Raw genomic sequence first — 24,947 nt, 5'->3', positions numbered from 1 at the left:
AGCTACTGTCCGAGCGCCCGAATGAACCCTGTCGATACCCTGCCACCCTGCTCTATCCTGCTGCTGGCAGGCGGTCGCGGGCAACGCATGGGCGGCCGCGACAAAGGCCTGATCGACTGGCGCGGCCAGCCGTTGATCCAGCACTTGCAACAACGCGTGCGCCCGCTGACCGATGACCTGATCATCTCGTGCAACCGCAACTACCCGCGTTATGCGACCTTTGCCGACCGCCTGGTCCATGACGACGACAGCGACTTCCCCGGGCCGCTGGCCGGGATGATGGCTGGCCTGGAAGCGGCTCGCCACCCGTTGCTGTTGGTATTGCCCTGCGATGTGCCCGGCGTGGACGAAGCGCTGCTCAACGCCATGCGCCACACTCAGCAGGCGCATCCGAACCAGCCGCTGATGCTGCGTCAGGGCGATTTCTGGGAGCCTTTGCTGTGCATCGTGCCGACGGTACACCTGCCGTTGGTGCGTCAGGCCTGGCAGGCGGGTGAACGCAGCCCGCGCCGGGTCCTGTTGGCCATGGGTGCGCAGGCGCTCCAGTGCGCCGAAGACGACCCGCGCCTGGCCAACCTCAATACGCCCCAACTACTGGGTCGCTGACAGGGCGCACAGGCGCTAGACTGTAGAGGTCGGACCAACGGAACTTTGCTGGCACTGGGAGCGTCTCACCCCCGTATACGCCAGCACCCTTTTTTGTTTTGTGGAGAAACACAATGACTCACCGGATCCTTCCCGCTTTCATGCTCGCGCTGGGCTTGGCATCGCTTGCCGGTTGCGCATCGCCTACCGTGATCACGCTGAATGACGGTCGTGAAATCCAGGCAGTAGACACCCCCTCCTACGACGAAGACGCTGGTTTCTACGAATTCGAGCAGCTGGACGGCAAGACCACCCGCGTCAACAAGGACCAGGTGCGTACCGTCAAGGAGCTCTGATTCCGCAGAGTTTCGGTTGCACGTCAAAGCCCGCCATTCGGCGGGCTTTTTCGTTCTAGAAGTTCAGCTTCAACTGCGTTTCGAAGCAGCGCGAACGCCCGTCGAGCGGATCATGGAACTGCAGCGAGCGGGCCAGCAGTTGCAGTGGACGGGCATAGTCGTCCACTTCGGTGTTGTTCAACTGCGGGTAGAAGGGATCGTTGCAGATGCTCGCGCCCAGCGCGGTCATGTGCACCCGCAGCTGATGGGTCTTGCCGGTGACCGGATTGAGCAGGTAGCGCCACAGGTGCTCGCCTTTTTCAGCGACTTCGACTCGGGTCTCGCTGTTGCCCTGCCCTGGCGCTTCGCGCATGCGGAAAAACGGCTCGCCATGTTCCAGGCGGCTTCGATGTACCAGTGGAAAGGTCAGCGTGGGCAGCGCAGGGGCGATGGCCTCGTAGCGCTTTTCGATCTGGCGAGTGGGGAACAACTGCTGGTACGCACTGCGTGTCTGCGGATTGGCCGAGAACAGCACCAGGCCGGCGGTGTGCCGATCGATACGGTGCAGCGGCACCAGGTGAGGATTGTCCAACCGGCGGATCAGGCGGCGCAACAGCGTGTGCTCGACGTATTCGCCGGTGGGGGTTACCGGCAGGAAATGCGGCTTGTCGGCGACCACCAGATGCTCGTCGGCGTACAAGACCTGCTCTTGAGCGGCAATGGGTCGTTCGTTCGGCACTTCGCGGAAATAGTGGATGCGCAAACCCTGCCGGTAGGCATGGGCTGGCCCGATGGGTACGCCCTCGGCATCCAGCACCCGGTCCCTGGCCATGCGGCTCAACCATTGAGCACGGTCGATGGCCTGGAAATGCTCGCAGAGGCAGTCCAGTACGGTCGCCCAATTGCCAGGGGGCAAGCACAGGGTACTGGCCTGATGAGCAGCGGGGTCGAACTTGGGTGCAGACATGCCTTGATTCCACGGTCGTTTCAGGCCGCGATTATCGCCCACCACGACACGGCTGTCATTGCGCGTGGACGGCCTCGGCAGCCTCGGTGAACTCCTTGAGCCAGCGCAAGACGTCCACCGCTTCCCAGCGAGTGGGATCGTACAGGGCGTACAGCAGACCCTTGTAGCCCACGACATCCAGTGGACGGTGATAGCCGGCGCGCTGGAACAACGCTTCGACTTCGGCAAAGCAGGTGTTGAAGTGCAGCTTGCTGAACGGCGTCTTGCCTTCAGTCACCAGGCCATCGAGACGCAGTTCAAGCACGGCCTCGCGCACTACGTCCGGGGCCATGCGGTTGACGCTGTACTTGAGTTGTTCGACGTTGAGCATGGGTGAGACGTTATCCATATACTGTATCTTTATACAGCATAAACAGGCCGCGGCGGCCCGTCAATCGCACCCGAGCCCGGAATAATGAGCTATACAGAGGATGACACTGCGTAATGGCACTGAACCTTCGGGATCACCCCTACTCGAAACATCCAGACGCCACCCATATGGAGATCAACATGGCCACCCCGACCACCAAAGCAGCTCAAGAAGTTCTCAAAGCGGATTTTCAGACCCTGGTCCGCGACACCGAAAAATTGCTCGAGCACACGGCCAGCATCGCCGGTACTCAAGCTGAAGAACTGCGTGCGCAGATCAACGAAAGCCTGCTCAAGGCTCGCGAATCCCTGCAGCAGACCAAGGAGACCGCTGCCGAGCGCGGCCAGGAAGCCGTGGTAGCGGCTGAAGGCTACGTACAGGAAAACCCTTGGCAGTCCGTCGGCATCGCCGCGGGTGTAGGCTTCCTTCTGGGCCTGTTGGCTACAAGGCACTGATATGTCCCTCCTCGACTCGGATACCACAGACACCAGCACCGGCTCCACGTCTCGGCGCCTGGGTGCTGCCATGCTCGGCCTGCTACGCAGTCATGTCGAACTGTTCGGCATCGAGTTGCAGGAGCAGAAATCTCGAACCGTCAGCCTGTTGCTTTTTGCCGGGCTGGCCCTGGTATTCGCGTTGCTGGCATTGGTCGCGTTGTCCGGGCTCATCCTGATTCTGCTGTGGGACAACTACCGCATGGCCGGCATGGTCGGCCTGGCGGTGTTCTACGTATTGGCAGGGATCTTCTGCGCATTCCGCCTCAAGGCGGCCGTGTTCGATGAGTCCTCGCCATTCAGTGGAACACTGGAAGAATTGGCCAACGACAGGGAGCGCCTGCTGCCATGAGCCGAAACGAACCCACCAGCGCGCAATCGCGGCGCGAAATGCGCAAGTCGTTGATTCGCCTGCGCATGGAAATGCATCGTCAGGAGCTGCGGCATGAGTCCCGGCAATTGGTCAACCCGCTCAACCGTCTGCGTGGGTTGGGCCAATCGGTACAGACCGGCATGGGCATCAAGCATGCCTCGCTGTGGGGCATTGCCGGGGTTACGCTGATGGGCTTCCTCACCGGGCGCGGCGCTGGCAACAGCGTACGGGCTCCGGTGGTTGTGCCGGTGCGCGGCCCCGGGCGTCTCTCACGGTTGGCGAAAGTCGGGGCAACCTTGTTGCCACTGATCAAGCTGGCCATGCAGGGCTCGTCGCGCCGACGCTAATGCTGCAACAAAAGGCAATCCGGACGCAGCTTTCGCTGTGTACGGATTGCTTTTTTTTGCGCCGAATTTGTGCTTTCAGAAGTACGCCCCACACATTCACGGCCCAATGCCAGCCTTGCCAGCCGGCGTACGCAAGCCGACACTGCAGGCTAGATCGGGTCCCGGAGGAATCGCCTTGGATTGGCATACACTGCTTACACGCGAACGCTTGGGCAAGCCCCTGCACAGCCCTGAAGAACTGGGCCGCAGCCCGTTCCACAAGGATCACGACCGCATCATCTTTTCCGGCGCCTTCCGCCGGTTGGGGCGCAAGACCCAGGTCCATCCGGTGTCGAGCAACGACCATATCCACACGCGCCTGACACACTCGCTGGAAGTCAGCTGCGTTGGCCGCTCCCTGGGCATGCGTGTGGGTGAAACCTTGCGTGAACAGCTGCCGCAGTGGTGCGAACCCAGCGACCTGGGCATGGTGGTGCAATCGGCCTGCCTGGCACACGACATCGGCAATCCGCCGTTCGGCCATTCGGGTGAAGACGCCATTCGCCACTGGTTCCGCCAGGCTGCAGGCCGTGGCTGGCTGGACGCGATGAGCGAAGTGGAACGCGACGACTTTCTCAATTTCGAAGGCAACGCCCAGGGCTTTCGGGTGCTCACGCAACTGGAGTACCACCAGTTCGACGGTGGTACGCGGCTGACCTATGCCACATTGGGCACCTACCTCAAGTACCCCTGGACCGCGCGCCATGCCGACGCCCTGGGCTACAAGAAGCATAAGTTCGGCTGCTACCAGAGTGAGCTGCCATTGCTCGAGCAGATCGCCGGCAAGCTGGGCCTGCCGCTGCTCGAAGAACAGCGCTGGGCCCGGCACCCGTTGGTGTACCTGATGGAGGCGGCCGACGACATCTGCTATGGCCTGATCGACCTCGAAGACGGCCTGGAGATGGAGTTGCTCGACTATGCCGAGGTCGAAGCGTTGCTGCTCGACCTGGTGGGCGACGACATTCCCGACACCTATCGCCAGCTGGGTCCGCTGGACTCGCGGCGGCGCAAGCTGGCGATCCTGCGCGGCAAGGCCATCGAGCACCTGACCAATGCCGCGGCGCGTGCCTTCGTCGAACAACAGCAGGCGTTGTTGGCCGGCCAGCTGACGGGCGATCTGGTCGAGCACATGCACGGTCCGGCCAAGCGCTGCGTGCTCGATGCCAAGGACATGGCGCGCAAGAAGATCTTCCAGGACAAGCGCAAGACACTGCACGAGATCGGCGCCTACACCACCCTCGAAGTCCTGCTCAATGCCTTCTGCGGCGCAGCGCTGGAGCAGCACACCACCGGCAAGTTGTCGTTCAAGCACCAGCGCATTCTCGACCTGCTGGGGCACAACGCGCCGCAGGCAGACTGGCCACTGCACAAGTCGTTCCTGCGCATGATCGATTTCATCGCGGGCATGACCGACAGCTATGCCGCCGAAATGGCCGGAGAAATGACCGGGCGTTCCAACTCGTTCTAGCCTGAAGCGGTGAAACAAACGAATACAAACGATAGTTGACTCTTTTGAATCAAACTATCTTTGTATTCTTTTGTATTCCGTTACGCTTAAATGTGTAGGAAGTTTCCTAGAATCACACTTTGCCATGTCCTTTCGTATGACCTTCGAAGCAACTGGGCTAAGGTGCGCGCTTTTACTGAATCGTTCAGGAGAGGCTGCATGCGTAATGTATTCATTATCGATGATCACCCTGTCATTCGGCTTGCTGTCAGAATGATTCTGGAAAACGAAGGCTACTGCGTTGTCGGAGAAAGCGACAATGGCGTGGATGCCATGCAGATGGTGCGCGAGTGCCAACCTGACTTGCTCATTGATATTTTCTAGACAGCGTTCTGGATTACTGGATTTTATGTATGTATATCAGAAGGATAGCATTTATTTTGACACCTAGATTTGACACCTCGAGTCAGTGAGCTAGCCTTCAGAGCATTCCACTCACAGGACGTTTCAGCATGCTAACGTGTCGAATCACAGACAAAGTCCTGACTTTCGAGTGGCAGTCCGACTTAGCGGTAAAAGGCTCGCAGACTTACGCTTGCACTCATTATGGAAAATTCACCCCTCCTCAGTTGCAGGTGCTCGCTGACAGCACCATAGCGGTGTGTTCAAGACTCTCGAAAAACAGTTACAACGCATGCTTCAAAGGCCTAAGCACGATTCTCGAAAAACTAAATACATCTAAATGGCCGGCGCACAACAACGTCCCCGGCTGGCAAAATATTATTGTTACACTTTTTGAAAAAACCATCCAAGCGAAAAAACTAAAACTCCAATCACGGGTGACGTACTGGAATTCCGCCGCGCAAATAATCAAAGAACTTTCACGAATGGGAGTAATCCCTCGTGCAGTAAGGATTCCAAATGCCAAAAGCAATTCTCGGACTGATGAAAACTCCTCTCCCCCTCTCGGCTATCAATGTGAAAAAATCCCACTAGTTACAGCGATTGAAGAAATATTGCCAAAAAAGTTTCTGGTTGAGCTGGATCTCGACAAACCGGATGACTTGTATTTAACGCAATTCAAACAGGAGCTTGAAACTAGTGTTGCACTTGTATCCAATGCTTTAAACGGTTATTGGGAAGAAATGCTGACAACGCATAGTATCGGCAAAGCTCTGATGGACTCTGTTCCAGCGCTCGGCCGTGACCAAATAATTGAAGCAAACGGAATTACTGCTGACGGCATCCACGTCTGCGCGCCTTCGTCGCCGCGTCGACTAGTCATCCCGTGGCTCTTGACCCTACTGAAGCACAAATTTGAGAAAGGCCTGATTACAGCAATTAGCGCAACTGAGTTTTTTAGAACTTCAGCCGGCTTAGGTCTTGGGAGAGTGAATAAGCTATTCCAGGCGCTGAAAGCGATTTGTCCCCGTAAATATATGAAAGCTAAAGTTTCAAACGAATACGCAAGCCGGCTGATTGGGTTATTAAGTGTAGTAGATTGCAACGCAGCGATAGCCGTACTTGTCATTAACAATCCTGTCTTCACCCCTGAGTCCATCGCTGTAGCAGATCTGTATATGGAAAACGGTGATTGCTATGTCCAGGTGGATACTGAAGAAGGATTAGTGAGATTCTCGGTTTCAAAACCTAGGGCAGGGAGTCGAAAGGTCGCGTACTTGAACAAAATAAGTAGGGATATTCTTGCAAAGGTAATTGAATGCACCGCAAACGTCAGACAGCTTCTAAAGAGCGATAAACGTTCGGACTGGACGCGGCTATTCATCTATTTTTCGTCACGGGGGCCTGCAAGCAGGGCTAGCCAGATAAGCAACAACAACGAAGACAAAAATTCACTCAAGACTCGACTTGCTGGCGATCTCACTTCCATCAGAGGTGAACTCGATTTATCACCCAGAGTGCTCAGAGCAACGCAGGGAATCATCACATTCCTGCGAACAGGTAGTCTCGCGGTGACTTCCCTCGTTTTAGGAAATAGCATTGCAGTAACAGAGTCTAACTATATTCCCAAGTGGCTGGTTAATCGCTTTGCTAACAGAACTCTACGCATCCTGGCACAGAAAGCTATTGTAGTCGCCACGCATGGACATCCATGGGCTCTGGCCGCAACAGATTTTACAACCCCGGAACAACTCCACCGCTTTATCGTGAGAGTTCTTTCTGAGGCTATTGGGAATGATCCATTTGCTGTTGTTGCTCGCCGTCGACTGTCGAATGCTAACAACCTTTCTACCGTTCTACCCCCGAAAAGCGGTGATCTTCACTTTCACATAAACAGTGAGATACTAGCTGCATTGTATGCCTATGAATCTCAAGTTGCCAATATGCCATCAGAAGAACAGCTGAAGATCCATCCAGAGACTCAGCTTAGTCATCAAGCCGTATGTAACATCGCACGTCTCTCTAGATTGGCAGCCGAACTTGACATAGACAACGCTAGTGAATCTGACTTTCAAATTTCTCACAGCTTCTGTGGCGGCGACTGGGATGAATTGAAAGAAGCACACCAGATCGCGCTTGGCGAAATCGAATACTATAACTCACTATTTGTTAATGTGCAGCTGGCCCGATAAAAGCACAGCTGATCAGGAGACTATAGATGCGCAGACGAAATTCGCGTCACATCAGCGAAGAGGTGCAAGTCGAAAATTTAGTTAATAAGGCGAGGAAACTCATTCATGTTCAGAACGACCAGTATGAGGCTGACTGGTTAAAAGCCGGCGGCATCGGGAGCGAGCAGTGGCTTGTCATAGATGACTACGAATTAGGTTCGGTGTTCACTATAAAGTTCGACGACTACCTGCCAGACGGCAGCTTATTAACCGATGCTCAAAATTCACTATTATTAGAGCCAATTCAAAAAGCAGTATTCCACTTGCGGATGGGCAACCTTCAACACTTTCACGGCTGGCACAAACAATGGTTAAGAGTCGTTGACACCTCTGTAAATCTAGCAAGGTGGATGGTGCTTCACACTGAGGTTTTCCAGACTCAACAATTTGGATTTAAGCTACTCACCGATGATCACCTCAAAGCTTACTTTCACGAGTTTGCCAATGGGGGAATTGCAAACACACTAAAGCTAGAAGACAGATTTCTGGCGATACTTCACGAAAAAACATTAACCTCGTTGCCACTGTCAGAAATTATTGCCAACAAGAACTGCTTGAATGAGGGTTTTATTCAAAGCTCTGCATGTTGGCTGCATAAGCAAGGAGCTTATATTCACGCCAAAAGGCTAAAGTGCAAAGTAGTATCTCGTAAATACCTGGAGAAAATGCTGGGCTGCTCATCGCAGCTATTCGATCGATATCCTATTATAGCAAATGTTCTCAATCAGTTCGATATCCAGTATAAACTCTCTTCTCCAGAAGCAGTTAACCTGATACATAAAGATAAACGCCGCATCGGCCCCTTATCTACGATTGTCAGGAAAACGATGTATACGCATCAAAAAGAAATCCGAATCTTAATGTCTGCACATAACCTGGTGAGTGACCTCCCATACATTTCAGACTCTGCTTTTAAAGAGAAGCATCTAGACACGCTCGGGCTCGATGGACATACAATGCTTCTTCCAATGGAGGTTGGTCTCGGCGCCATTAATAAAGCAGCCGAGATGATCATATGTTATGGCGAACAAATAGTAACAGCAGCAGGTGCGTTTGCCGACGAATTTACGTATTTAGGTTCATATAGTAAACCAAAGCGTAGCTCTTCAATGAAAGACTTCTTCCAACGCAAAAGGTTGGAATGGTGTTCCGACGAGCAGTTTGGCGGCGTTCCATTGTTTATTCGATACAATGTCACGTCATTCACAGCCAATAGCCGCTCTCCGGCCCCCAAGGGTGAGATAACTTTCCAAACTCTCCACGAAGCTTTTTACGGTGCTTGCGCTCTTTTGATCGGCATGTGCAAGCCTATTCGCGATGGTGAACTGCACCGAGTCAATCTCGAATGCCTTGATTGGGAGTTTGAAAATGGTGGAGCTCTATTAATCCACGAATTGGAGAAGAGTGGCGTTCAGGGGCAACGGCAGGTAATCAGGCGACCTATTCCTTCCTTAGTAGCCCGAGCGATCCAGTTATTGCAAGTTTTGTCCGCAAAGCTTAGAGCAATATACGGAGATAAAAACGGCCCCGTCATTGACCGTTTATTCTATATTCCAAAACGATACCTTTCAGCCCCAACAGGCAAAGTTCTTGGTGAGACGTTGAATGCCGCCATCGATACATTCTGTGAACTAATAGCTCTACCAACAGGTGCGGATGGCCGGCCTTCGAAAATTCGTATTCATCAAATGCGTAAGTTCTTCTTGCTTGTGATGTACAAGCACCATGACGGCGCGCTCCGGCGTACGCTAGGCTATGGAGCAGGCCATATTCACGAAGGGCACATAGATGCGTACACATCTTTTTCCCATGACGACCCCGAGAGCGTAAAATACGAAAGCCAGTGCGTTAGTGACAGACTCCTCGCGTTGGAACTTGGTCATATCCCCTCGGAGGGTCACGATGGCCTTGCTGCATTGTATAGTCACATTTGTACTCACTTCAACACACATTCCATTCAAGCTTTGAGCCATGATAACTTCATTAAGTTTATCAACCACTTGCAACAGGCCGGGAAATATAAAAGCACCGTATATACAGTTGAAATATCTGGTACAGATGGTGTTCTGACAACCATGGAATTCGCAATAAAATTTGAAGGAGCACGTGATAATGAATTCGACTGAGCAAAATATTGAAGCCCGAATAGACTGGCTTCGTAAAATAATACTGCATGAGATCTTAGCTACCGAGACGGATATAGCCGCCCTTTCCGATCTGCGGGGTTTTCTGGCGGCAGAAATTAAAGGGCTGTTTACGCAGAAAGCCTACAATACAATAAAGGCATACGCAGTCAAAAACAGAAGCATTGCGACACCTCATCACCATGCTAATACTTGGGAGTATATCAAGGAGCTTCGTACCCAAGCGCATCAAGAAACCTTAGTAAAACAGAGGCTTATTGAGGGGGAAAAGAATTTAGAAAACCTTGAAAACTTGGCTTTGCTCGAGGCACATTTATGCAGTATGGCTTATATAGAGGCGTATGAATTCCTGAGAGCTCTGGTGAGAGAACCGTCACTACCAAATCTCTTTCAAGCTAAAATCAATAATTTCATCTCTATCAGTCATGCTAAATATTCCCATATCACATCCCATGGAGCGCGTGAGGGTGCGGCCTTGCAGGTTATTCAGGGAGGGAAACAGTAATGGCGCAGTTATATAGACTACTTACCGATAAGAAACTGCCCAGCGGAGCATCACCCCTTACACGCACTCAACACCACTATGTAACCTACGCGAACTATAGACTACTCCCGCTAATGTACTGGCCAAATGGTACGCCCTGTCATTTAGTAAATTTATGGCTTATGGAAATAGCTTCCACCTCAACCGGGAAAGAGTCAGCCAAGACCAACGCAGTCTTGATCACCCATTTTATTCGCTTCTGCTTTACACGAAATATCTCATTTTACGAATTCAGCGACTCATACTTTACAATTTTTAAAAACGATTTGCAGAATGAATTAAAGGTGGGTAGATCTCAAATTCCTACTCGTGCCCGCGCCGGCTCGCAAGTCTTGTCTATCCAGCATACATGTCTAAGGTTTTTGCTATGGGTTCAGCAAAATCACCCCCCCCACGACCACCTTCCCATAATAGGGACTTCTATCGAACAACCTCGACTAACTATAGAGTGGCGGCATACATACCATAACACATTATATCTATGGCACGCAGATCTTGTTCAACCAACAACCGCAATTAATGATAAGTTCCCGATGCCTGAAAAACATATAGCAAAATTACGCACCGTTGTTTACCAACGCTATCATAAAGCTATTTCCAGAGAGACGCCCGGCAAGCGGTTAAATCTACACATAATAAATACTCTCAAGTACCTATATAGCAGAAGAATGTTTACTATAAACATGATGACAAACTTCGGTCTGCGCCCAGAAGAGCTGCAGGAAATGCCGATCGATGAGAACTCCAATATCATATCTACCCTCACTGTTTGCTTACCCACAAAAAAGACTAGAGCATCCAAAGCAATACGTAGACTAAAGATAAACATGGGCTTAGCAATAAGCCTACAATCCTACTTCGATGATAGGGCAGAGTTTGTCAGTCACATAACTACCATCAACAGATCAACTCTGCGAACCAGCGCCACACTTTTAGGAAAAAATGGTTCGCCATTAAACAAAGCATCTTTAACCAAAGAATTTGACAGGCTATGTGACGATGCAGGCCTTAGTGATAGGAAGGTCTGTTTATCTATGTTTCGTCATAGATTTGTAAGCCGAGAGGTCAAATCTGAGCTACTGCTGCGATTCAGAAAGAACCCCGAACTCATGGGAGAACTCTCATCATCGCTTAAAGAATCCGTTGCTCGGACTGTAATAGCGAAAACCGGTCATTTACGACCAAAATCTATTTGGACGTATGTCGACGAGCAATACAAATTGCTGACGACCCCTGACTCACATGAATCGTTCCAAACGATCAAAGATGATCTAGAACAAACCAAGAATACACTTGAAGACCTGTTGTTCCGGCAAAAATTTAGTTCGGAGGAGCAGGTAGCTGGAGAGCTCAAGCTTCTTCGCGAATACATTCGCGGCTTAGAAGAGCGACTCTATGCAGCTGAAAGGACGGCGCCTGGCAGTTGATTCAGTATTAAGCTGATAAACCGTGGCGCAGATAATATCTCTCAGAGAGGTGCTGAACTGTTCGACAAAGGCCCCGACATACTACGTATCATGCACCTTAGAATTGATCGAGTATGGGGTATGCCTTCCTCCATCGAGCTCACAGCCTCGGACTCGATAAAACATCTGGTCGGAGGCCGGTGAATATTACAGGTGACGTAACCCTTGGCCCACAGGGTATCGGCAAACGCTTCTCAACCGCATCAATTGGCTTAGCCACTTCACCCAGGACTCAAGCTCCTCATGGCCAAACTGCGCCTTCCAAGCAGCAAGAAGCCGATTGTTTCCGCCCTTCGACTCCACGATCTCGCCTGTCAGCGGATTGCGATAAACTTTCACCCTCCTAGCCTGCCTAGAGCGTTTAGCAGGCACCGCCACTTGCCCTCCTTGTACCCTTGAGAACCTAGGATCAAGCCGGTCGACCATGTCATCCAGCCCCTTGCCATGCGGATAAAGCAGCTCATGCAGTTTGCCCTCAAACTCCATCTCTTTCTCAACCGTTGGATCACTTCGAAGCTCATCGAGCCTGGAACGCTGCTCGGTGCTCTGCTGTTCGAGCCGGCGGTATTCTGTGAGACGAGACATATGGGCTCCTTTCGAATTGGCTATGCGCATTGGTGTGCGCCCACCATGCGAATTTTGCAGCCTAACGTCGAAGCTACCAGTGTCTTCGCTCGACTCAGGCTTGGCAGCTCTGAATGGCACAAAATCCGGCCATACCGTCAGGGGCAGAGTCGGCGCCTGCGGAATGGGTGCGATAGACAACATTAGCCATTGGCAACGACGCGCGTGCCCGTAAAATGCCTACTCATTTTTGTCATCGTATGTGTCATGAAAAGAATACTGCTCTGCTTAGCCCTTTCCCTATCAGCGATTGCGCCCGCTTTAGCCATACCGCCCAGCACATTCACTGAAGCCAAAGTCGTCGCTAAACAGAAGGTGTACCTCGACCAAGCTAGTAGCAACATGGGCGAACTCTACTGCGGCTGCAAATGGAAATGGGTAGGTAAGTCAGGAGGTCGCATTGATGCAGAGTCTTGTGGCCTCCAGGCTAGAAAACAGGAGACACGTGCCGAGCGTACAGAGTGGGAGCATATCGTTCCAGCATGGACGTTCGGGCATCAACGCCAGTGCTGGCAGCACGGTGGCCGGAAACACTGCGTCGACGACGACCCGGTATTTCGCGCTATGGAAGCTGACCTGTTCAACCTCTATCCATCGGTTGGCGAGGTAAACGGAGACCGAAGCAATTTCAACTACGGCATGGCCCCAGGGGTGGCTCCACAGTATGGCCAATGTAAGACCAAAGTAGATTTCGAGCAGCGCGCAGCAGAACCGCGTGATGAGATGAAAGGTCTTGTCGCCCGGACGAGCTTCTACATGTTCGACCGGTACAACCTGAGCATGTCGAGGCAGCAGCAACAGCTCCTCATGGCTTGGGACAAACAGTTCCCAGTGACATCTTGGGAGTCTGAACGGAACAAGCGTATTGCAGCGATCATGGGCCATGAGAATCTGTTTGTAACCGGCAAGCGTTCATGGACGCCGGGATACAAGCCTGCTGCGGATGGGATCGTGAGTCCTATTCCACCCAAGGTAGCGAAATCTCTGCCAGCTCCCCAGGTTATCAGTACTGCCTCGGCAGGGGTAATCATTGGAAACACAAATAGCCACGTGTATCACCTCCCGACTGGGTGTCCTAGCTACGATAAAGTGGCGGCTAAAAACCAGATGAAGTTTGGCTCAGAGGCAGAAGCTGAAGCAGCTGGATTTAGGAAAGCGGGTAATTGCAGGTAAACGAGCGCGAGGCCGCCATGCGCTCGCACTCTTTGAAGTAGATAACTTGGATTGCGCTACTGGCTTTTTGACAGAAACTGACTGAGCTCATTGAGCTCTGCAGTTTGCTCCTCGAGAATACCGACCAGAACCTCGTTCATTCGCGCAATAAGCGTTGTCAGAGCCGGGGCACTGATCAGTTATCTGAGTAATGATGTTTGCTTATGAAGCATTTCGTTCGTCTGTGCATCCAGCCATTTAGTGATCAAGTCTGCGATTTGAAGATTTTTTTTATCCTGCATGATCATATGGCTGTTCCCATGGATACCTAGTCTCGGGGGATGAAGCATATCCGCCTGCCCGTTAGCTTTTCGCACGCGGGCAATGAAACGCTCGCATCCGTCAAACCGAGCTTGCCATCCAGGTGTTCCCACTGGCAGGTAGGTAGGAGCGTCAAGATGGTCGCCATCAACCACCAGCAATGGAATTTTGGCAAACACAGCAATCTGCTCATCAGTCCAAGTGTCTGGTGAACAGCTTCCGGGTTCGATCAACATCATCGCCCTCACCATGTCAGGCTTGAGCAGTGCCGTGCCCAGTGGGAATGCACCTGCTTGAGAGTGCCCCATCAAAACGGCCCCATCAAGCTGAGCCGATAGAATCGAAAGCGCTGAAATAGTGGGATTGGGTGATGAAAGTAATGCCACGAGGTCAGGAATCCCTTGCCTTGAGAGCTCGGCAATCGACTCAACTGGATATTGGGTATCTTCAAATGGAACGCCATCCTTCGTCCCCTTGAAGCTTTTCAAGCTTGGAACGCTGCTCGGCAATTTACTGTTCGAGTCGGCGGTATTCTGCGAGGCTAGACATATCGAATCCTTTCGACCTGTACAACCCCCCTTTGATTGCGTATGACTATGGGAATTCCTGCGTTGGATTTGAAAGCTGTTTGGTTCCGTATCCGCCTCTTACCTACCGCGACTAATCCGTTCAAAATCAGCCCATGCGTAGATGATTAGGAAGGCTAGATGCGGTGCTAGCGCGATAGCCACCATGATGCTGACGTCGACCAATCTCAGACATCCAAGAGCTGGCCTGCGTCTGTGGTTGAAGGGGTACCGAGACAGGACGACTGGCATCGTAGCAAGCTTCTCATCTAGCTTTCTTAGGAGCGGCTGATAACCGCACGTCATCGTAAGCCTTTCAAAAATGTAGATTTCTGAGTTACCGCCTTGCCCGTAGACTGAACGCACCAGTAGGAATCGTGCAGCCAACGGGGCTGACCAGCATTGCAGAGTCGGATCAATTGGAATCGCCTGCATTTGCTCTAGCTTGGTCAATAAGGTATGTCCATGTTGACAGAAACAGCAAAACAATCGGTGCTCTCAGCAGGGCCGCATGCTCGGCAGTGCTCTCCCCCCCAGCGCGCGAACCAAAAAACGTCAGTTATCGGTTTTTTATTGCTTGATGGGTTTTCTCTGCCCTGCTTTACACAGGCCTTAGCTGTACTGTCCACCGCCAACATAATCAGCCCCGGCGCGGTAAAAATCCGAACTTTTTCGGGTAATAGCGCTGAGGTCGTCAGCGACCTAGCCATTTCGATTCGGCCGGACACTCCGCTTACGGACGTACGAATAGCGGAACTGGACTTGATGATCATTTGCGGAGGTCTTCGTACGACGAGGATAGCGCCGCCTTGGCTTACAGTCCTCCTGAAGAAGCTTTCCAAGACGCCGATCGCCCTTGGGGGGCTTTGGAATGGGGCATGGTATTTGGGAAAGGCCGGGCTGCTTGATGGATACCGATGCGCTATTCATCCGGAACAACGCTCTGCATTGTCCGAGCGCTCTCCATACGCGAGCGTGACTTCCGACACAGCTGTTATTGACCGTGACAGGCTCACCGCAGCCACGCCTATTGGCGCTTACCACGTCATGGTGGACTGGCTCAAAAAGCAGTGTGGGCAAGAACTGGCTGACGCTATCGCTGAGCTACTCAATTATGATCCACCTCGTTCACGCAAGCCTGATACGGGTGGCCAGCAGAATTTGACTGCGCCCTTGCGCGAGATCATTCATCTGATGCAGGCAAACCTAGAGGAATCTCTAGATCCCGAGCAGCTGGCAGAGTGTGTTCAACTCTCGAGACGGCAGATCCAGCGGATGTTCCGTGAGCAGCTGTGCACCACACCACAGCGATATTATTTGCGTCTGCGAATAACCGAAGCGCGCCGCCTTATTCAGAACTCAAACATGCCGATTACTGAGGTCGCTATCGCATGTGGTTTCGTTTCCAGCCCACACTTTAGCAAGTCCTATCGAAGCTTTTTTGGCTATCCGCCTTCAAAAGAACAGCGCTATGAGGTGTGATCGAGGCAGCGGAACTGATTCTAATTGTGGCGTTGGAGACCCCAAGCTAGCGCCTCCTACCAGCGCCGCTGCTCATTCATCTAATGACATATTTTCGGCAATACATTGCGAATGCACTCATCAAACGCTTGCATTTCACGGCCTCCAGCCATGACAGGCAAGCTTCTGTCGTTAATAAGCAATCTCCAGGTACAAAAGAGCGGTACCGTCAATCGTAGCGTGGGGATCGAACATCGCAATTCGCGTGGACACCCTCGTCGTAGAGGTGATATTGAACAGTGAAGCCAAGGCAACGGTCTGCGGACTATTTGCCATTGCCCTCTGGTGTGCAGCTCCTGGGCTAATCCGTAGTTTAAGCCAGCTTTTTAGCCCCCTTGGCGGCGCTGCGCTCATGTATACCCTAGGTGCATTTCTCCTGGTCATCTTTCTAGGCCGACCGCACATCCGCCAATGGCCACGCTCCTATCTGATAGTAGGAAGCGCTTTGTTCGTAGCTTATGAGATCTGCTTATCGCTTTCGTTGGGTTACGCCCAAGACAACGCTCAGGCCATTGAGCTCGGCGTCGTAAACTACCTATGGCCGTGCCTCACAGTGATGCTTGCCATAGCAATGAATGGACAAAAAGCTCGCTGGATCATCGTGCCCGGATCAGCATGTGCTCTTTTCGGAATCTTGTGGGTAGTAAGCGGAGACGGGTTGGCAGTATCGAAAATTGCTGAACGCATTTCTTCAAATCCGCTTAGCTATAGCCTTTCACTTAGCGGAGCGCTTATTTTCGCGCTGTATTGCAACGTGACCAGACGTTACGCTGGTGGTCAGAATGGGGTTGCTTTTTTCTTTACACTTACGGCAATCGCCCTATGGATAAAGTACGCGTTTAGCGATCAGCAAATCGGACTGTTTACTGTCAGAAATACTATAGAGCTAATCGCGGCAGCTACATCGATGGCAGGCGGCTACGCACTCTGGAATGTTGGAATCCTACGCGGGAACCTGACGTTGCTAGCAACCGTTTCCTATTTTGCACCAGTGCTTTCTTCAGCCTTTGCTGCAGCATGGCTCGGTGCAGTGGTGACAACGCAATTTTGGCAGGGCGCCATGTTCGTGACTGTCGGATCGCTGATTTGCTGGGCAGCTACCCGAAGGCGTACGGTACCCCCTGAACTCTAAATAAGCTTTACGTCTTAACGACACAATGGTGACTTTAAAAAGGGATGTGTCGGTGAAGAAAGTTATAACTGATGATGGATTGTTGGAAGCACGATCAGAAGAGAGACCGAGGATAGTTGATACGGCATGGGATCGCCTAAATTATCTCGGTTTGCCAAAACTAGTTTTCTTGGGAACGATATTTTAGTATGCACTGGCCATCGACTGATTTCAGTGCAAGTGCTCCGGGACGGAATAATCTATCAGATACTACTTTACGAATGACTCAGACCTCCAGCCGCAACTCTTTCGAAGGTGAATGCCCAAAATATCCTGTGTAGCATTTGCTAAAATGACTGGGAGAGACAAACCCACATGTGACTGCGACCTGGACGATAGATAGCGTCGAATGCTGGAGTAAGCGACGGCCCTCCGTTACTCGAAGCTCCAGATAATATTTCGATGGCGTCGTGTTGAGCTGCGTGTTGAACATTCTTTCGATCTGCCTGCGGGATTTACCAACATACAGAGCGATTTGATCCAGTTGCAATGGCTCCTCAAGGTTGGTCTCCATCAGCTTAACCACTTCCCTAAGCGGTACAGTCATATTTGGGCGTTGCGTTGCATTTGACCTGCGATAGCGAGAAGCCTCGAACGCTAGTAAGCCTGAAATGCCCTCCACCAAGACTGCACCATGCGACCTTCCTACCCAGTCAAGAATCATGTGGAAAGCGCCATGCGGGCTTGCGGCTGTATAGCGATTGCGATCCACTACATGACTTTCACTGGTGACCGAGCTAAGCGGCGCTGCTTCAGCCAGCGCTAAGCGGTGTTCAGGATGGATAGCGCATTGGTAAGCATCCAGTAGGCCTGCTGTGGCTAGAAACCAAGCGCCACTCCATAGACCGCCCAGCGCGATGTCTCTATCTGATGCTTTCAACAACAGAGCCTTCATTGTAGGGCTTTCCCGCAGAGGAGTGCGCAGCCCCCCACACACAACGAAAAGAGCGCAAGCATCCAGGGAGGAACTTGAAAGAATATTATCGGGTTTGATCACGATGCCTAAATCACTCATTACCTCTTTGCCATCGATAGAAAAAGTAGACGACTCATACAAATTCGAGCGGATAAGATTCGCTGTCACCAACGTGTCAAGCGCTTGTGTGAAAGAAGGGAGTGAGAAGTTTTCGAGCAATAGAAATCCTACCTTCAGGTTAGGTAGGTCTTTAATTCCTACGTCATCAAGGTACCTTAGATTTTTGCCTCTGTTGGTGCTGCTGAAAATACGCCGTTCTACCAATGGAATGCCCTCATCTTAAATTGACCGTCAGACCATTTGTCCGCTAAGCGCCCTACCACCTGGCGCGGTGGTGGCAGGGAGCAGCTTAGCTGCGTCCGTTACGAAGCATCAATCCAGATGGTCTTAATTTCAGTGTACTGATCGTGCGCCCAAATCGATTTGTCTCGCCCGCCGAAACCCGACTCCTTGTAGCCCCCAAATGGCGTCGACGCGTCACCCTCACCAAAGCAGTTCACGGTGACGATGCCTGCACGAATACCACGCGACAGTTTTAGCGCATTGCGCAGGTTTCCCGTGTAAGCGGACGCTGCTAAACCGTAGGCAGTGTCATTGGCCAACTCGATCGCTTCGTCAACGCTTTCAAACGTTGTGACCGTCAGCACAGGGCCAAAGATCTCTTCTTGAAAGAGCCTGCTGTCACGCTTTACATCATTGATGATCGTAGGGGAGACGAACATAGAATCGCCAACACCGCCACCTACCAGAAACTCAAGTTTTTCGTCAGTAGCCTGGTCAATATAGGATCGAACTTTCTCGAAATGAGCCTTGCTGATCATGGATCCTAGACGGTTGTCTGGATCGAGCGGATCACCCATTTGCCAGTCACGCAAATGGACGCCCATGCGCTTGATAAGCTCATCCTTGATGTCCTTGTGAACAATTAGGCGTGAGGAGGCCGAGCAGTTCTCACCCATATTCCAGAAAGCGCCATTCACTACGTGCTGCGCCACCTGATCTACGTCTTCCACGTCGTCCATCACAACCGCTGGATTCTTCCCTCCGCACTCAAGAACAACCCGTTTTAGGTTGGATTCGCTTGAGTATTTGAGGAAACGGCGGCCCGTGTCTGTTGAGCCAGTAAAGCTGATCATGGCAATGTCTGGATGGCGGCCTATCGGTTCACCAGCCTCCTTGCCGCTGCCAGGGACGATGTTGAGCACGCCCGCAGGGATACCGGCCTTATAGGCTAGTTCAGCCACCCGTAGAGTGCTCAGCGTCGTCTCTGCGGCAGGTTTAACGACAAGCGAACACCCAGCGGCAAGTGCGGGGCCGATTTTCCATGCAAGCATGAGTAGAGGGAAGTTCCACGGCAACACGAGGCCTACGACACCAATGGGCTCTCGTACAACCATTGTTACGGCGCCAGAGCCCACGGGTGCCGTTGCATCGTAGATTTTGTCGCCCAGCTCAGCGTGCCACCGAATGGTATTGATGGTCTCGGGAATGTCAGTGTTCTGACATTCCCGGATAGGTTTGCCGCTGTCCAGGCTTTCCAACACTGCCAACTCATGGGCATTGTCTTCCAGCAACTGGGCAAACCCAAGCAACACCGATTTCCGAGAGGCTGGAGATAGAGAACTCCAACGGCCATCCTCGAAAGCAGCTTTTGCACTGGATACTGCTAAGTCAACGTCTTGGGTATCGCATGCGGCTATATCAGCGAGATGCTCACCGGTTGCCGGATTGGCAGTAGCGAATGTTTTGCCAGATTTCGCACTGCAGAATTTGCCGTCAATGAATGCCTGGGTGCGGTATTTGAGCTTACCCGCCAGTTCTAGATACGCTTCTTTGCTAAGCAACTCTGTCATTTCACATCTCCCCAGTAATTTTCGCTACGTTCTGTTTAAGGGTTGCCACGACCGCCTTGAGTTCAGCCTTCTCAGATTCTTCCAACCCTTTGAGTGGGGCGCGGACACCGCCAGGGTGAAGGCCACTCAGCTCGCTTCCATACTTAATGGACTGCACGAATTTGCCTGTTTCGAGGAAATCCATGAGCGGCAATATCGCGCCCATGATGCGTCGACCTTTTTCAAAGTTTTTCTCAAGGACGCAGGCTTCATAAAGCGCCACATGCTCACGAGGAATAAAATTGGATCCAGCACAGACCCAACTGCGGGCGCCCCAAGCGAAAAATTCGAGTGCTTGGTCATCCCAGCCGCAGGAAATCTGGATAGAGGGATGAGCTGTGGCCAAGCGGTGTAGCCGCGCCATTTCGCCAGAGCTTTCTTTGATCGCGACAATGTTTTTGCAGCCGGCTACCGCGTCGAAAAAATCGTCACCCATCGCTACGCCCATTCGTGCGGGATAGTTATAAAGCATGATAGGCAGGCCGGCGGCTTGATCGACGGCTAGCACATGGGCTGCAATTTCGTTCTGGGTCGGAAGTGCGTAAGGCGGCGAACCTACCAAAATCGCGTCAGCTTTTATTTCCCGAGCACCTTGGGCGAAATGCACTGAGTCTTCAGTACGAATCGCGCCCGTACCGATCACCAGGGGCAAACGATTGCCAATAACGGCTTTCGCTCGTTTGGCCAGCTCAATACGTTCTTCAGACGAGTGAGCATAATATTCGCCCGTGGAGCCGCCAATGATGACCCCATGCACCTTTGAATCGATGAGGTATTCGAGCACTTCGACAAATGCGAGATGATCGATTTTACCGTCCGACGTCAACGGAGTGATGGCGGGTGTGAAGATGCCGTCAAAGTTCATGGTGTAGCCTCCAATGGTCAATTTAAGATCCCATACGGCTTAGCTGAATCGGCTGCCGGTTAATTTAGTGACGCCGCCTGCTGCAGGCTTAACGAGCGAGTTTCAGGTGCAAGAACACATGCCAAGACCAATCCGACAAGCGTTACACCTGCAGCTACATACATCGTTTGGGCAATACCAAGAGAGCTCAGCGACAGTGGAACGAGGTATGTCCCAATTGCTGCTCCTATGCGAGATAGCGATGTGCCTATCCCTACAGCAAGCGCCCTGATCTCTGTTGGAAATAATTAATTTGGATAAACAAGCGTGAGTACCTGAGCGCCTCCAATAAACAATGCATAAATGGCGAAGAAAAACAGTATAAGAAAACCTGATCCAGTATGACTCCATCCAAGCCCTAACAAAGCGAGGACAGAACAAAGAGAGCTATAGATCAGTAGGTTCCTTCGACCAACCAAATTAATTATCTGGGCAGAGATGAAACATCCTACAACAAAGAACAAAGTGATTGCTATGGATCCTAACGATGCCATATCACCTTTCAAGTTAAGCGCTGCAAGTACCTTCGGTGCGAATGCATACACCGCGAATAACGGCACGACCGAGCAAGTCCAGAAAACGATGACAAAAAGCATTCGCTTCCCATACCCAGAGTGCAATAGGTTCCAGATTGTTATTTTCTCGCCCTGACATTGCTCCGGTAGGTTGGCCAGAGAAAAGTTAACTCCGTAGACTTTCTTGATCACAGCCTCCGCCTCTGCGTCTCGCCCCTTACTGAGCAACCAGCGAGGCGACTCAGGGGTGCCTAAGCGAATCAGGAACAAAAGCGCTCCAATCACCGCCGCGCTCGCAAGCACCAGGCGCCATATGTCAGAGCCCCATATCCTGAAAGCGACTTCCCCCACAATGTAGGCGCTTGCAGCCCCTGCGAACCACAGAATGGTAAGCATTGCCAGCCTCGGGCCACGATATTTTTTAGGCAAAAATTCAACGAGCAATGATGTAGCAACCGGGTATTCGATACCCACAGCCACCCCAAGAACCAGTCTGAGAAAAAATAGCACCGGTGCCGAATCTACCCAACACTGTGCCAATGAAGCGACTACAAATAAAGTCGGCCCAAAAAACAGGAGACGTTTTCTCCCTAATACATCAGTCAACCATACTCCCAGAAAGCCACCAAAGAAGATGCCGATCAACGCGGAAGCCGCAATCATCCCTTCCCAAAAATCGTCTAGAGCCAACGAGGTGGACATATGCACCAACGCGACGCCAATAATGCTTAAGACGTATCCGTCTACGAAGGATCCACCTGCTGATCTAATCGTCAGGAGTCGATGAAACCCACTAAGGGGTACGTCTTCAATCGAAACAATACTATCTTTCATTCCGTGCTTATCCTTCTCCAGTTCATCCGCTGATAGACCGCATTACAACGGATCTCTTTGCAATCTCACACCGCCAACGACCTGACACTTTCGCTAACGGCAAAAGTCGGCTATCAGCTCTCACGTCCAGCGCGGTACTGCCCCCACTTTAAGTTCATATTTACACCCATAGAAAGGAAGGGTTGAGGTGGGTTAGTATTGGGGCGTGGAGCCCCTAAAAGATAATCGATCAAAGGATCCTGATCGCCCGCTAACCAGTCCGCGAGAAGCGTACCTGTGATAGTGCCTCGCGTAACCCCTAACCCATTACAGCCCAAGGCACCGTAGACATTGGGAGCCAGTTCGCCAAAGAAACCGTTATGGTTGCGCGACATTGCCAACGCTCCGCCCCAGGTGTATTCGAAGTTCACGTCAGGAAGCATTGGGAAACGAACATCGAATGACGCTTTGTGACGACGCACGAAGCGATCGTTAAACTTCTGGTTGCTGCGTCCATCAGGATTGAAGCTGAAGCTATTTCTAATGAGCAATCGGTTGTCAGGCGTGCGTCTTACCGTCGTCCCGAAAGGATCCGCAGGGATGGCCCCCCAGAAGGGTTTGCCGCCCAAGGCAGATTGCTCATCTTCAGTAAGCTGCCGAGTGATACTGCCGTAGGTGTAGATAGGCAGCATACGACCTTGTAAGAAACCGAAGCGCATACCGAACGAGTTATTGGCCAACACCAGTTTGTCGGCAGTGATACTGCCATGTGCATGCTTCAAAACCGTTTTGGTGCCGTACTCAACATCCGTGATCGGCGTACGCTCATAGAGAGTGACATTCGAAGGAAGGCTGTCTGCCAGACCTTTCACCAGAGCAGAGGGCTGGATCAATACAGCACCCGGGGTGTAAAGCGCCTTTCGATAGAAATGTGTCCCAAGATGATCAGGTAGCTCATCGGCGCTAATCATTTGATAGGGCTGATCAAGCTTGTCGAGTCCCTTGCGATAAGCCTCCAAAACTGAGATGCCACGTTCTTCGACTGCAGCCTGGTATTTCCCACACGCCTTCAACTGACAGTCGATAGCGTGCTGGCTTACCAGATCCTTCAGGATGGATTGCCCTGCTAGGTTCAGCTTAAGACTGATTTTGGCGAGCTCAATATCGCCAATGTAATCTTCCGCAGAAATATCATGAGGCAGATCGATGGCAAAGCCGGCATTCCTTCCAGAAGGGCCAAGACCTACCTCTTGAGCCTCAACAAGCACAATCTCTTCGTCGGGAAAGCGTAGTGCTAACTGTCGCGCTGCCGCCAAGCCAGTAAATCCCGCGCCCACCACGACCCAGTGAGCATTCCTATGCCCTGAGTGAGTAGGTTCGGGTTTGCGTGGATAGCTCAGATGGAACCATCCACAGCTTTTATCATCCGCAGGCAGCGAAGTAACTTTCATGATCATGACCATCAATAGTTGAGGTTGCCTGCCATAGACATAAACCGATGACAGGTAACAGCGCTAATAATATGTTAAGCGTGCAGCTGTAAGCGCCCGTTAACACGTACGTATCAGCGATAGCTTGCAATAACTGCCATGTAAGTGATAGAGGCTATCATCTAACCCCTAACACTGGCACGAGCAAGGACACGACCCAACAAATTAATCATGCTATTTATCATTTCTTTGCAGCAGCTCTTGCATCTGCTAGCCAACCGTCATACTCCGCCTGGTGCGCTTTGATCCACTCGGCCGCATGGCGCTTGATATCAGCTAAAGATTTTTCACCCTTCTGCATGCGAAGGTTCTGCGCACTTTCATCTGCCGTAGTGATATGCACCTCAGACAAAAACTTCGTCGCGACTGGGTTCTCTTCAGAGTATTCTTTATTCATCACTGCGTAGACAGTATCTACCGGGAAGCCCAGATTTTTCCCATTGTAGAAAGTGTCTTTGGGCTCTTTGCCGTCAGGAAGAGATGTAAACGGCACAGGAAGCCATACCACGTCTCGTCCTTCTACTAGAACACCGGCGATCCATTGAGGTACCCAAGTGAAAAACAGGATCGGCTTACCTTGTTCGTATCGCGAGATTGTATCTGCCATGAGCGCAAAGTAGGAGCCACGATTGTTAACGACTGTAGGCTCAAGACCATAGGCTTTCATATGGTACTCAACCATGACCTCACATCCCCATCCGGGGTTACATCCAGTGAGATCGGCCTTGCCATCGCCATTGCTGTCGAAAAGCTTCGCGATATCAGGCTTTTTTAGATCTGACAAATCCTTGATATTGTAGGCATCTGCTGTTTTCTTATCGATCATGTACCCCTGCAAGACACCTTTCATAACTTCGCCGACCTTCACCATCACATCGTTGCCGCCGGCTTTGTTATAAAACCCCTCGTGCAGCGCACCCCATTCATGCACGGTAAAGTCGGCATCACCGTAGGACAGTGCCAAGAACATTGCCGGGTAATCGACCTCCTTTGGTTGCTTCACGTCGTAACCGAGATCTTTCAACCCTGCTATTGCAACCTCACCACGAAACCGTTCTTCGGCGATAGATGGGAAAATAGGAGTAATGGATTTACCATCACCAGGCTTGTTGGCGTCAGCAGCGAACGCTCCAAAGGTAAGCGCCGTACCAAGAACCGAAGCTACTAGACTTGCAACTACGGTTTTTTTTAAATTTGCAGGGTTCATATGTCACCACGC

The 24,947-nt window shown here is 51.7% G+C and carries 22 protein-coding genes and 2 pseudogenes; 14 read left to right on the top strand and 10 right to left on the bottom strand.

What is annotated here, in order from left to right; genetic code table 11:
* The first annotated feature begins 21 nt into the window (after positions 1-21).
* Positions 22-606, top strand: coding sequence for a molybdenum cofactor guanylyltransferase MobA (gene mobA, locus LT40_RS07220; RefSeq protein WP_043188234.1), 585 nt, complete (start codon positions 22-24; stop codon positions 604-606).
* Positions 607-719: 113 nt separating this feature from the next.
* Positions 720-941, top strand: a complete 222-nt coding sequence (locus LT40_RS07215; protein ID WP_043188230.1) for a YgdI/YgdR family lipoprotein — start codon at positions 720-722, stop codon at positions 939-941.
* A 55-nt stretch (positions 942-996) separates the two neighbouring features.
* Here LT40_RS07215 and LT40_RS07210 read toward each other — a convergent pair whose 3' ends face one another.
* Entirely contained in the window at positions 997-1,887 is an 891-nt protein-coding gene (locus LT40_RS07210) for a pseudouridine synthase (protein WP_043188225.1), read from the bottom strand.
* A gap of 55 nt (positions 1,888-1,942) precedes the next feature.
* On the bottom strand, positions 1,943-2,257 hold the full coding sequence (locus LT40_RS07205) for a hypothetical protein (protein WP_043188222.1): 315 nt from the start codon (positions 2,255-2,257) through the stop codon (positions 1,943-1,945).
* Between the two features lie 179 nt (positions 2,258-2,436).
* Between LT40_RS07205 and LT40_RS07200 the strand changes: the two genes are divergently transcribed.
* The 9 genes and pseudogenes from LT40_RS07200 to LT40_RS21670 all read left to right on the top strand — a co-directional run bounded on the left by LT40_RS07200 (position 2,437) and on the right by LT40_RS21670 (position 11,744).
* Positions 2,437-2,751, top strand: a complete 315-nt coding sequence (locus LT40_RS07200) for an ElaB/YgaM/YqjD family protein (protein ID WP_043188220.1) — start codon at positions 2,437-2,439, stop codon at positions 2,749-2,751.
* Position 2,752: 1 nt separating this feature from the next.
* Positions 2,753-3,142 carry a phage holin family protein gene (locus LT40_RS07195; RefSeq protein WP_043188218.1) on the top strand — a complete coding sequence of 130 codons (390 nt, stop codon included), beginning with the start codon at positions 2,753-2,755 and terminating at the stop codon, positions 3,140-3,142.
* Complete coding sequence (locus tag LT40_RS07190; RefSeq protein ID WP_043188215.1) at positions 3,139-3,510, top strand: hypothetical protein; 372 nt, start codon at positions 3,139-3,141, stop codon at positions 3,508-3,510. The genes LT40_RS07195 and LT40_RS07190 overlap by 4 nt, the downstream gene beginning before the upstream one ends.
* 175 nt (positions 3,511-3,685) lie before the next feature.
* Positions 3,686-5,017 carry a deoxyguanosinetriphosphate triphosphohydrolase gene (locus tag LT40_RS07185; RefSeq protein ID WP_043188211.1) on the top strand — a complete coding sequence of 444 codons (1,332 nt, stop codon included), beginning with the start codon at positions 3,686-3,688 and terminating at the stop codon, positions 5,015-5,017.
* A 198-nt stretch (positions 5,018-5,215) separates the two neighbouring features.
* Positions 5,216-5,368: pseudogene (locus LT40_RS21145) on the top strand (response regulator); the annotation flags it as partial.
* 140 nt (positions 5,369-5,508) lie between these two features.
* Positions 5,509-7,590: a hypothetical protein gene (locus LT40_RS21140; protein WP_084139738.1), complete on the top strand. Its 2,082-nt coding sequence runs from the start codon at positions 5,509-5,511 to the stop codon at positions 7,588-7,590.
* 26 nt (positions 7,591-7,616) lie between these two features.
* Entirely contained in the window at positions 7,617-9,755 is a 2,139-nt protein-coding gene (locus LT40_RS07180; RefSeq protein ID WP_043188208.1) for a hypothetical protein, read from the top strand.
* On the top strand, positions 9,742-10,278 hold the full coding sequence (locus tag LT40_RS07175; RefSeq protein WP_043188205.1) for a hypothetical protein: 537 nt from the start codon (positions 9,742-9,744) through the stop codon (positions 10,276-10,278). Before LT40_RS07180 ends, LT40_RS07175 begins: the two co-directional genes overlap by 14 nt.
* A gap of 572 nt (positions 10,279-10,850) precedes the next feature.
* On the top strand, positions 10,851-11,744 hold the full coding sequence (locus LT40_RS21670; protein ID WP_158497437.1) for a hypothetical protein: 894 nt from the start codon (positions 10,851-10,853) through the stop codon (positions 11,742-11,744).
* 186 nt (positions 11,745-11,930) lie between these two features.
* On the opposite strand, the gene LT40_RS07170 is transcribed toward LT40_RS21670, so the two are convergent.
* Positions 11,931-12,368 carry a histone-like nucleoid-structuring protein, MvaT/MvaU family gene (locus tag LT40_RS07170; protein ID WP_052393289.1) on the bottom strand — a complete coding sequence of 146 codons (438 nt, stop codon included), beginning with the start codon at positions 12,366-12,368 and terminating at the stop codon, positions 11,931-11,933.
* 246 nt (positions 12,369-12,614) lie between these two features.
* On the opposite strand from LT40_RS07170, the gene LT40_RS07165 reads away from it, so the two are divergent.
* A complete protein-coding gene (locus tag LT40_RS07165; RefSeq protein ID WP_043188203.1) occupies positions 12,615-13,580 on the top strand; it encodes an endonuclease in 966 nt (321 codons plus the stop codon).
* Between the two features lie 179 nt (positions 13,581-13,759).
* On the opposite strand, the gene LT40_RS07160 is transcribed toward LT40_RS07165, so the two are convergent.
* Positions 13,760-14,368 carry an alpha/beta hydrolase family protein gene (locus LT40_RS07160; RefSeq protein WP_148308524.1) on the bottom strand — a complete coding sequence of 203 codons (609 nt, stop codon included), beginning with the start codon at positions 14,366-14,368 and terminating at the stop codon, positions 13,760-13,762.
* Between the two features lie 543 nt (positions 14,369-14,911).
* On the opposite strand from LT40_RS07160, the gene LT40_RS07150 reads away from it, so the two are divergent.
* Both LT40_RS07150 and yddG read left to right on the top strand, forming a co-directional pair.
* Entirely contained in the window at positions 14,912-15,928 is a 1,017-nt protein-coding gene (locus tag LT40_RS07150) for a GlxA family transcriptional regulator (RefSeq protein WP_237749286.1), read from the top strand.
* 244 nt (positions 15,929-16,172) lie between these two features.
* Positions 16,173-17,099: an aromatic amino acid DMT transporter YddG gene (yddG, locus tag LT40_RS21135; protein WP_272945807.1), complete on the top strand. Its 927-nt coding sequence runs from the start codon at positions 16,173-16,175 to the stop codon at positions 17,097-17,099.
* Between the two features lie 265 nt (positions 17,100-17,364).
* Here the strand turns inward: yddG and LT40_RS21130 are convergent, their stop codons facing one another.
* The 6 genes and pseudogenes from LT40_RS21130 to proX form a co-directional block, all read right to left on the bottom strand.
* On the bottom strand, positions 17,365-18,378 hold the full coding sequence (locus tag LT40_RS21130) for a GlxA family transcriptional regulator (RefSeq protein WP_043188197.1): 1,014 nt from the start codon (positions 18,376-18,378) through the stop codon (positions 17,365-17,367).
* 98 nt (positions 18,379-18,476) lie between these two features.
* The gene (locus tag LT40_RS07140) at positions 18,477-19,967 is read right to left on the bottom strand and encodes an aldehyde dehydrogenase (RefSeq protein WP_043188195.1); all 1,491 of its coding nucleotides are present in this window, start codon (positions 19,965-19,967) and stop codon (positions 18,477-18,479) included.
* Position 19,968: 1 nt separating this feature from the next.
* Positions 19,969-20,871, bottom strand: a complete 903-nt coding sequence (locus LT40_RS07135; protein WP_043188193.1) for a dihydrodipicolinate synthase family protein — start codon at positions 20,869-20,871, stop codon at positions 19,969-19,971.
* Positions 20,872-20,930: 59 nt separating this feature from the next.
* Positions 20,931-22,259 (bottom strand): annotated as a pseudogene (locus tag LT40_RS07130) (MFS transporter).
* Between the two features lie 113 nt (positions 22,260-22,372).
* On the bottom strand, positions 22,373-23,689 hold the full coding sequence (locus LT40_RS07125; RefSeq protein ID WP_148308523.1) for an NAD(P)/FAD-dependent oxidoreductase: 1,317 nt from the start codon (positions 23,687-23,689) through the stop codon (positions 22,373-22,375).
* 220 nt (positions 23,690-23,909) lie between these two features.
* The gene (gene proX / locus LT40_RS07120) at positions 23,910-24,935 is read right to left on the bottom strand and encodes a glycine betaine/L-proline ABC transporter substrate-binding protein ProX (protein ID WP_043188190.1); all 1,026 of its coding nucleotides are present in this window, start codon (positions 24,933-24,935) and stop codon (positions 23,910-23,912) included.
* Positions 24,936-24,947: the final 12 nt, after the last annotated feature.

Origin of the sequence: Pseudomonas rhizosphaerae, assembly GCF_000761155.1 — a bacterium.
Classification (GTDB): Bacteria; Pseudomonadota; Gammaproteobacteria; order Pseudomonadales; family Pseudomonadaceae; genus Aquipseudomonas; species Aquipseudomonas rhizosphaerae.
This window is presented reverse-complemented; position numbering and strand designations above follow the sequence as displayed.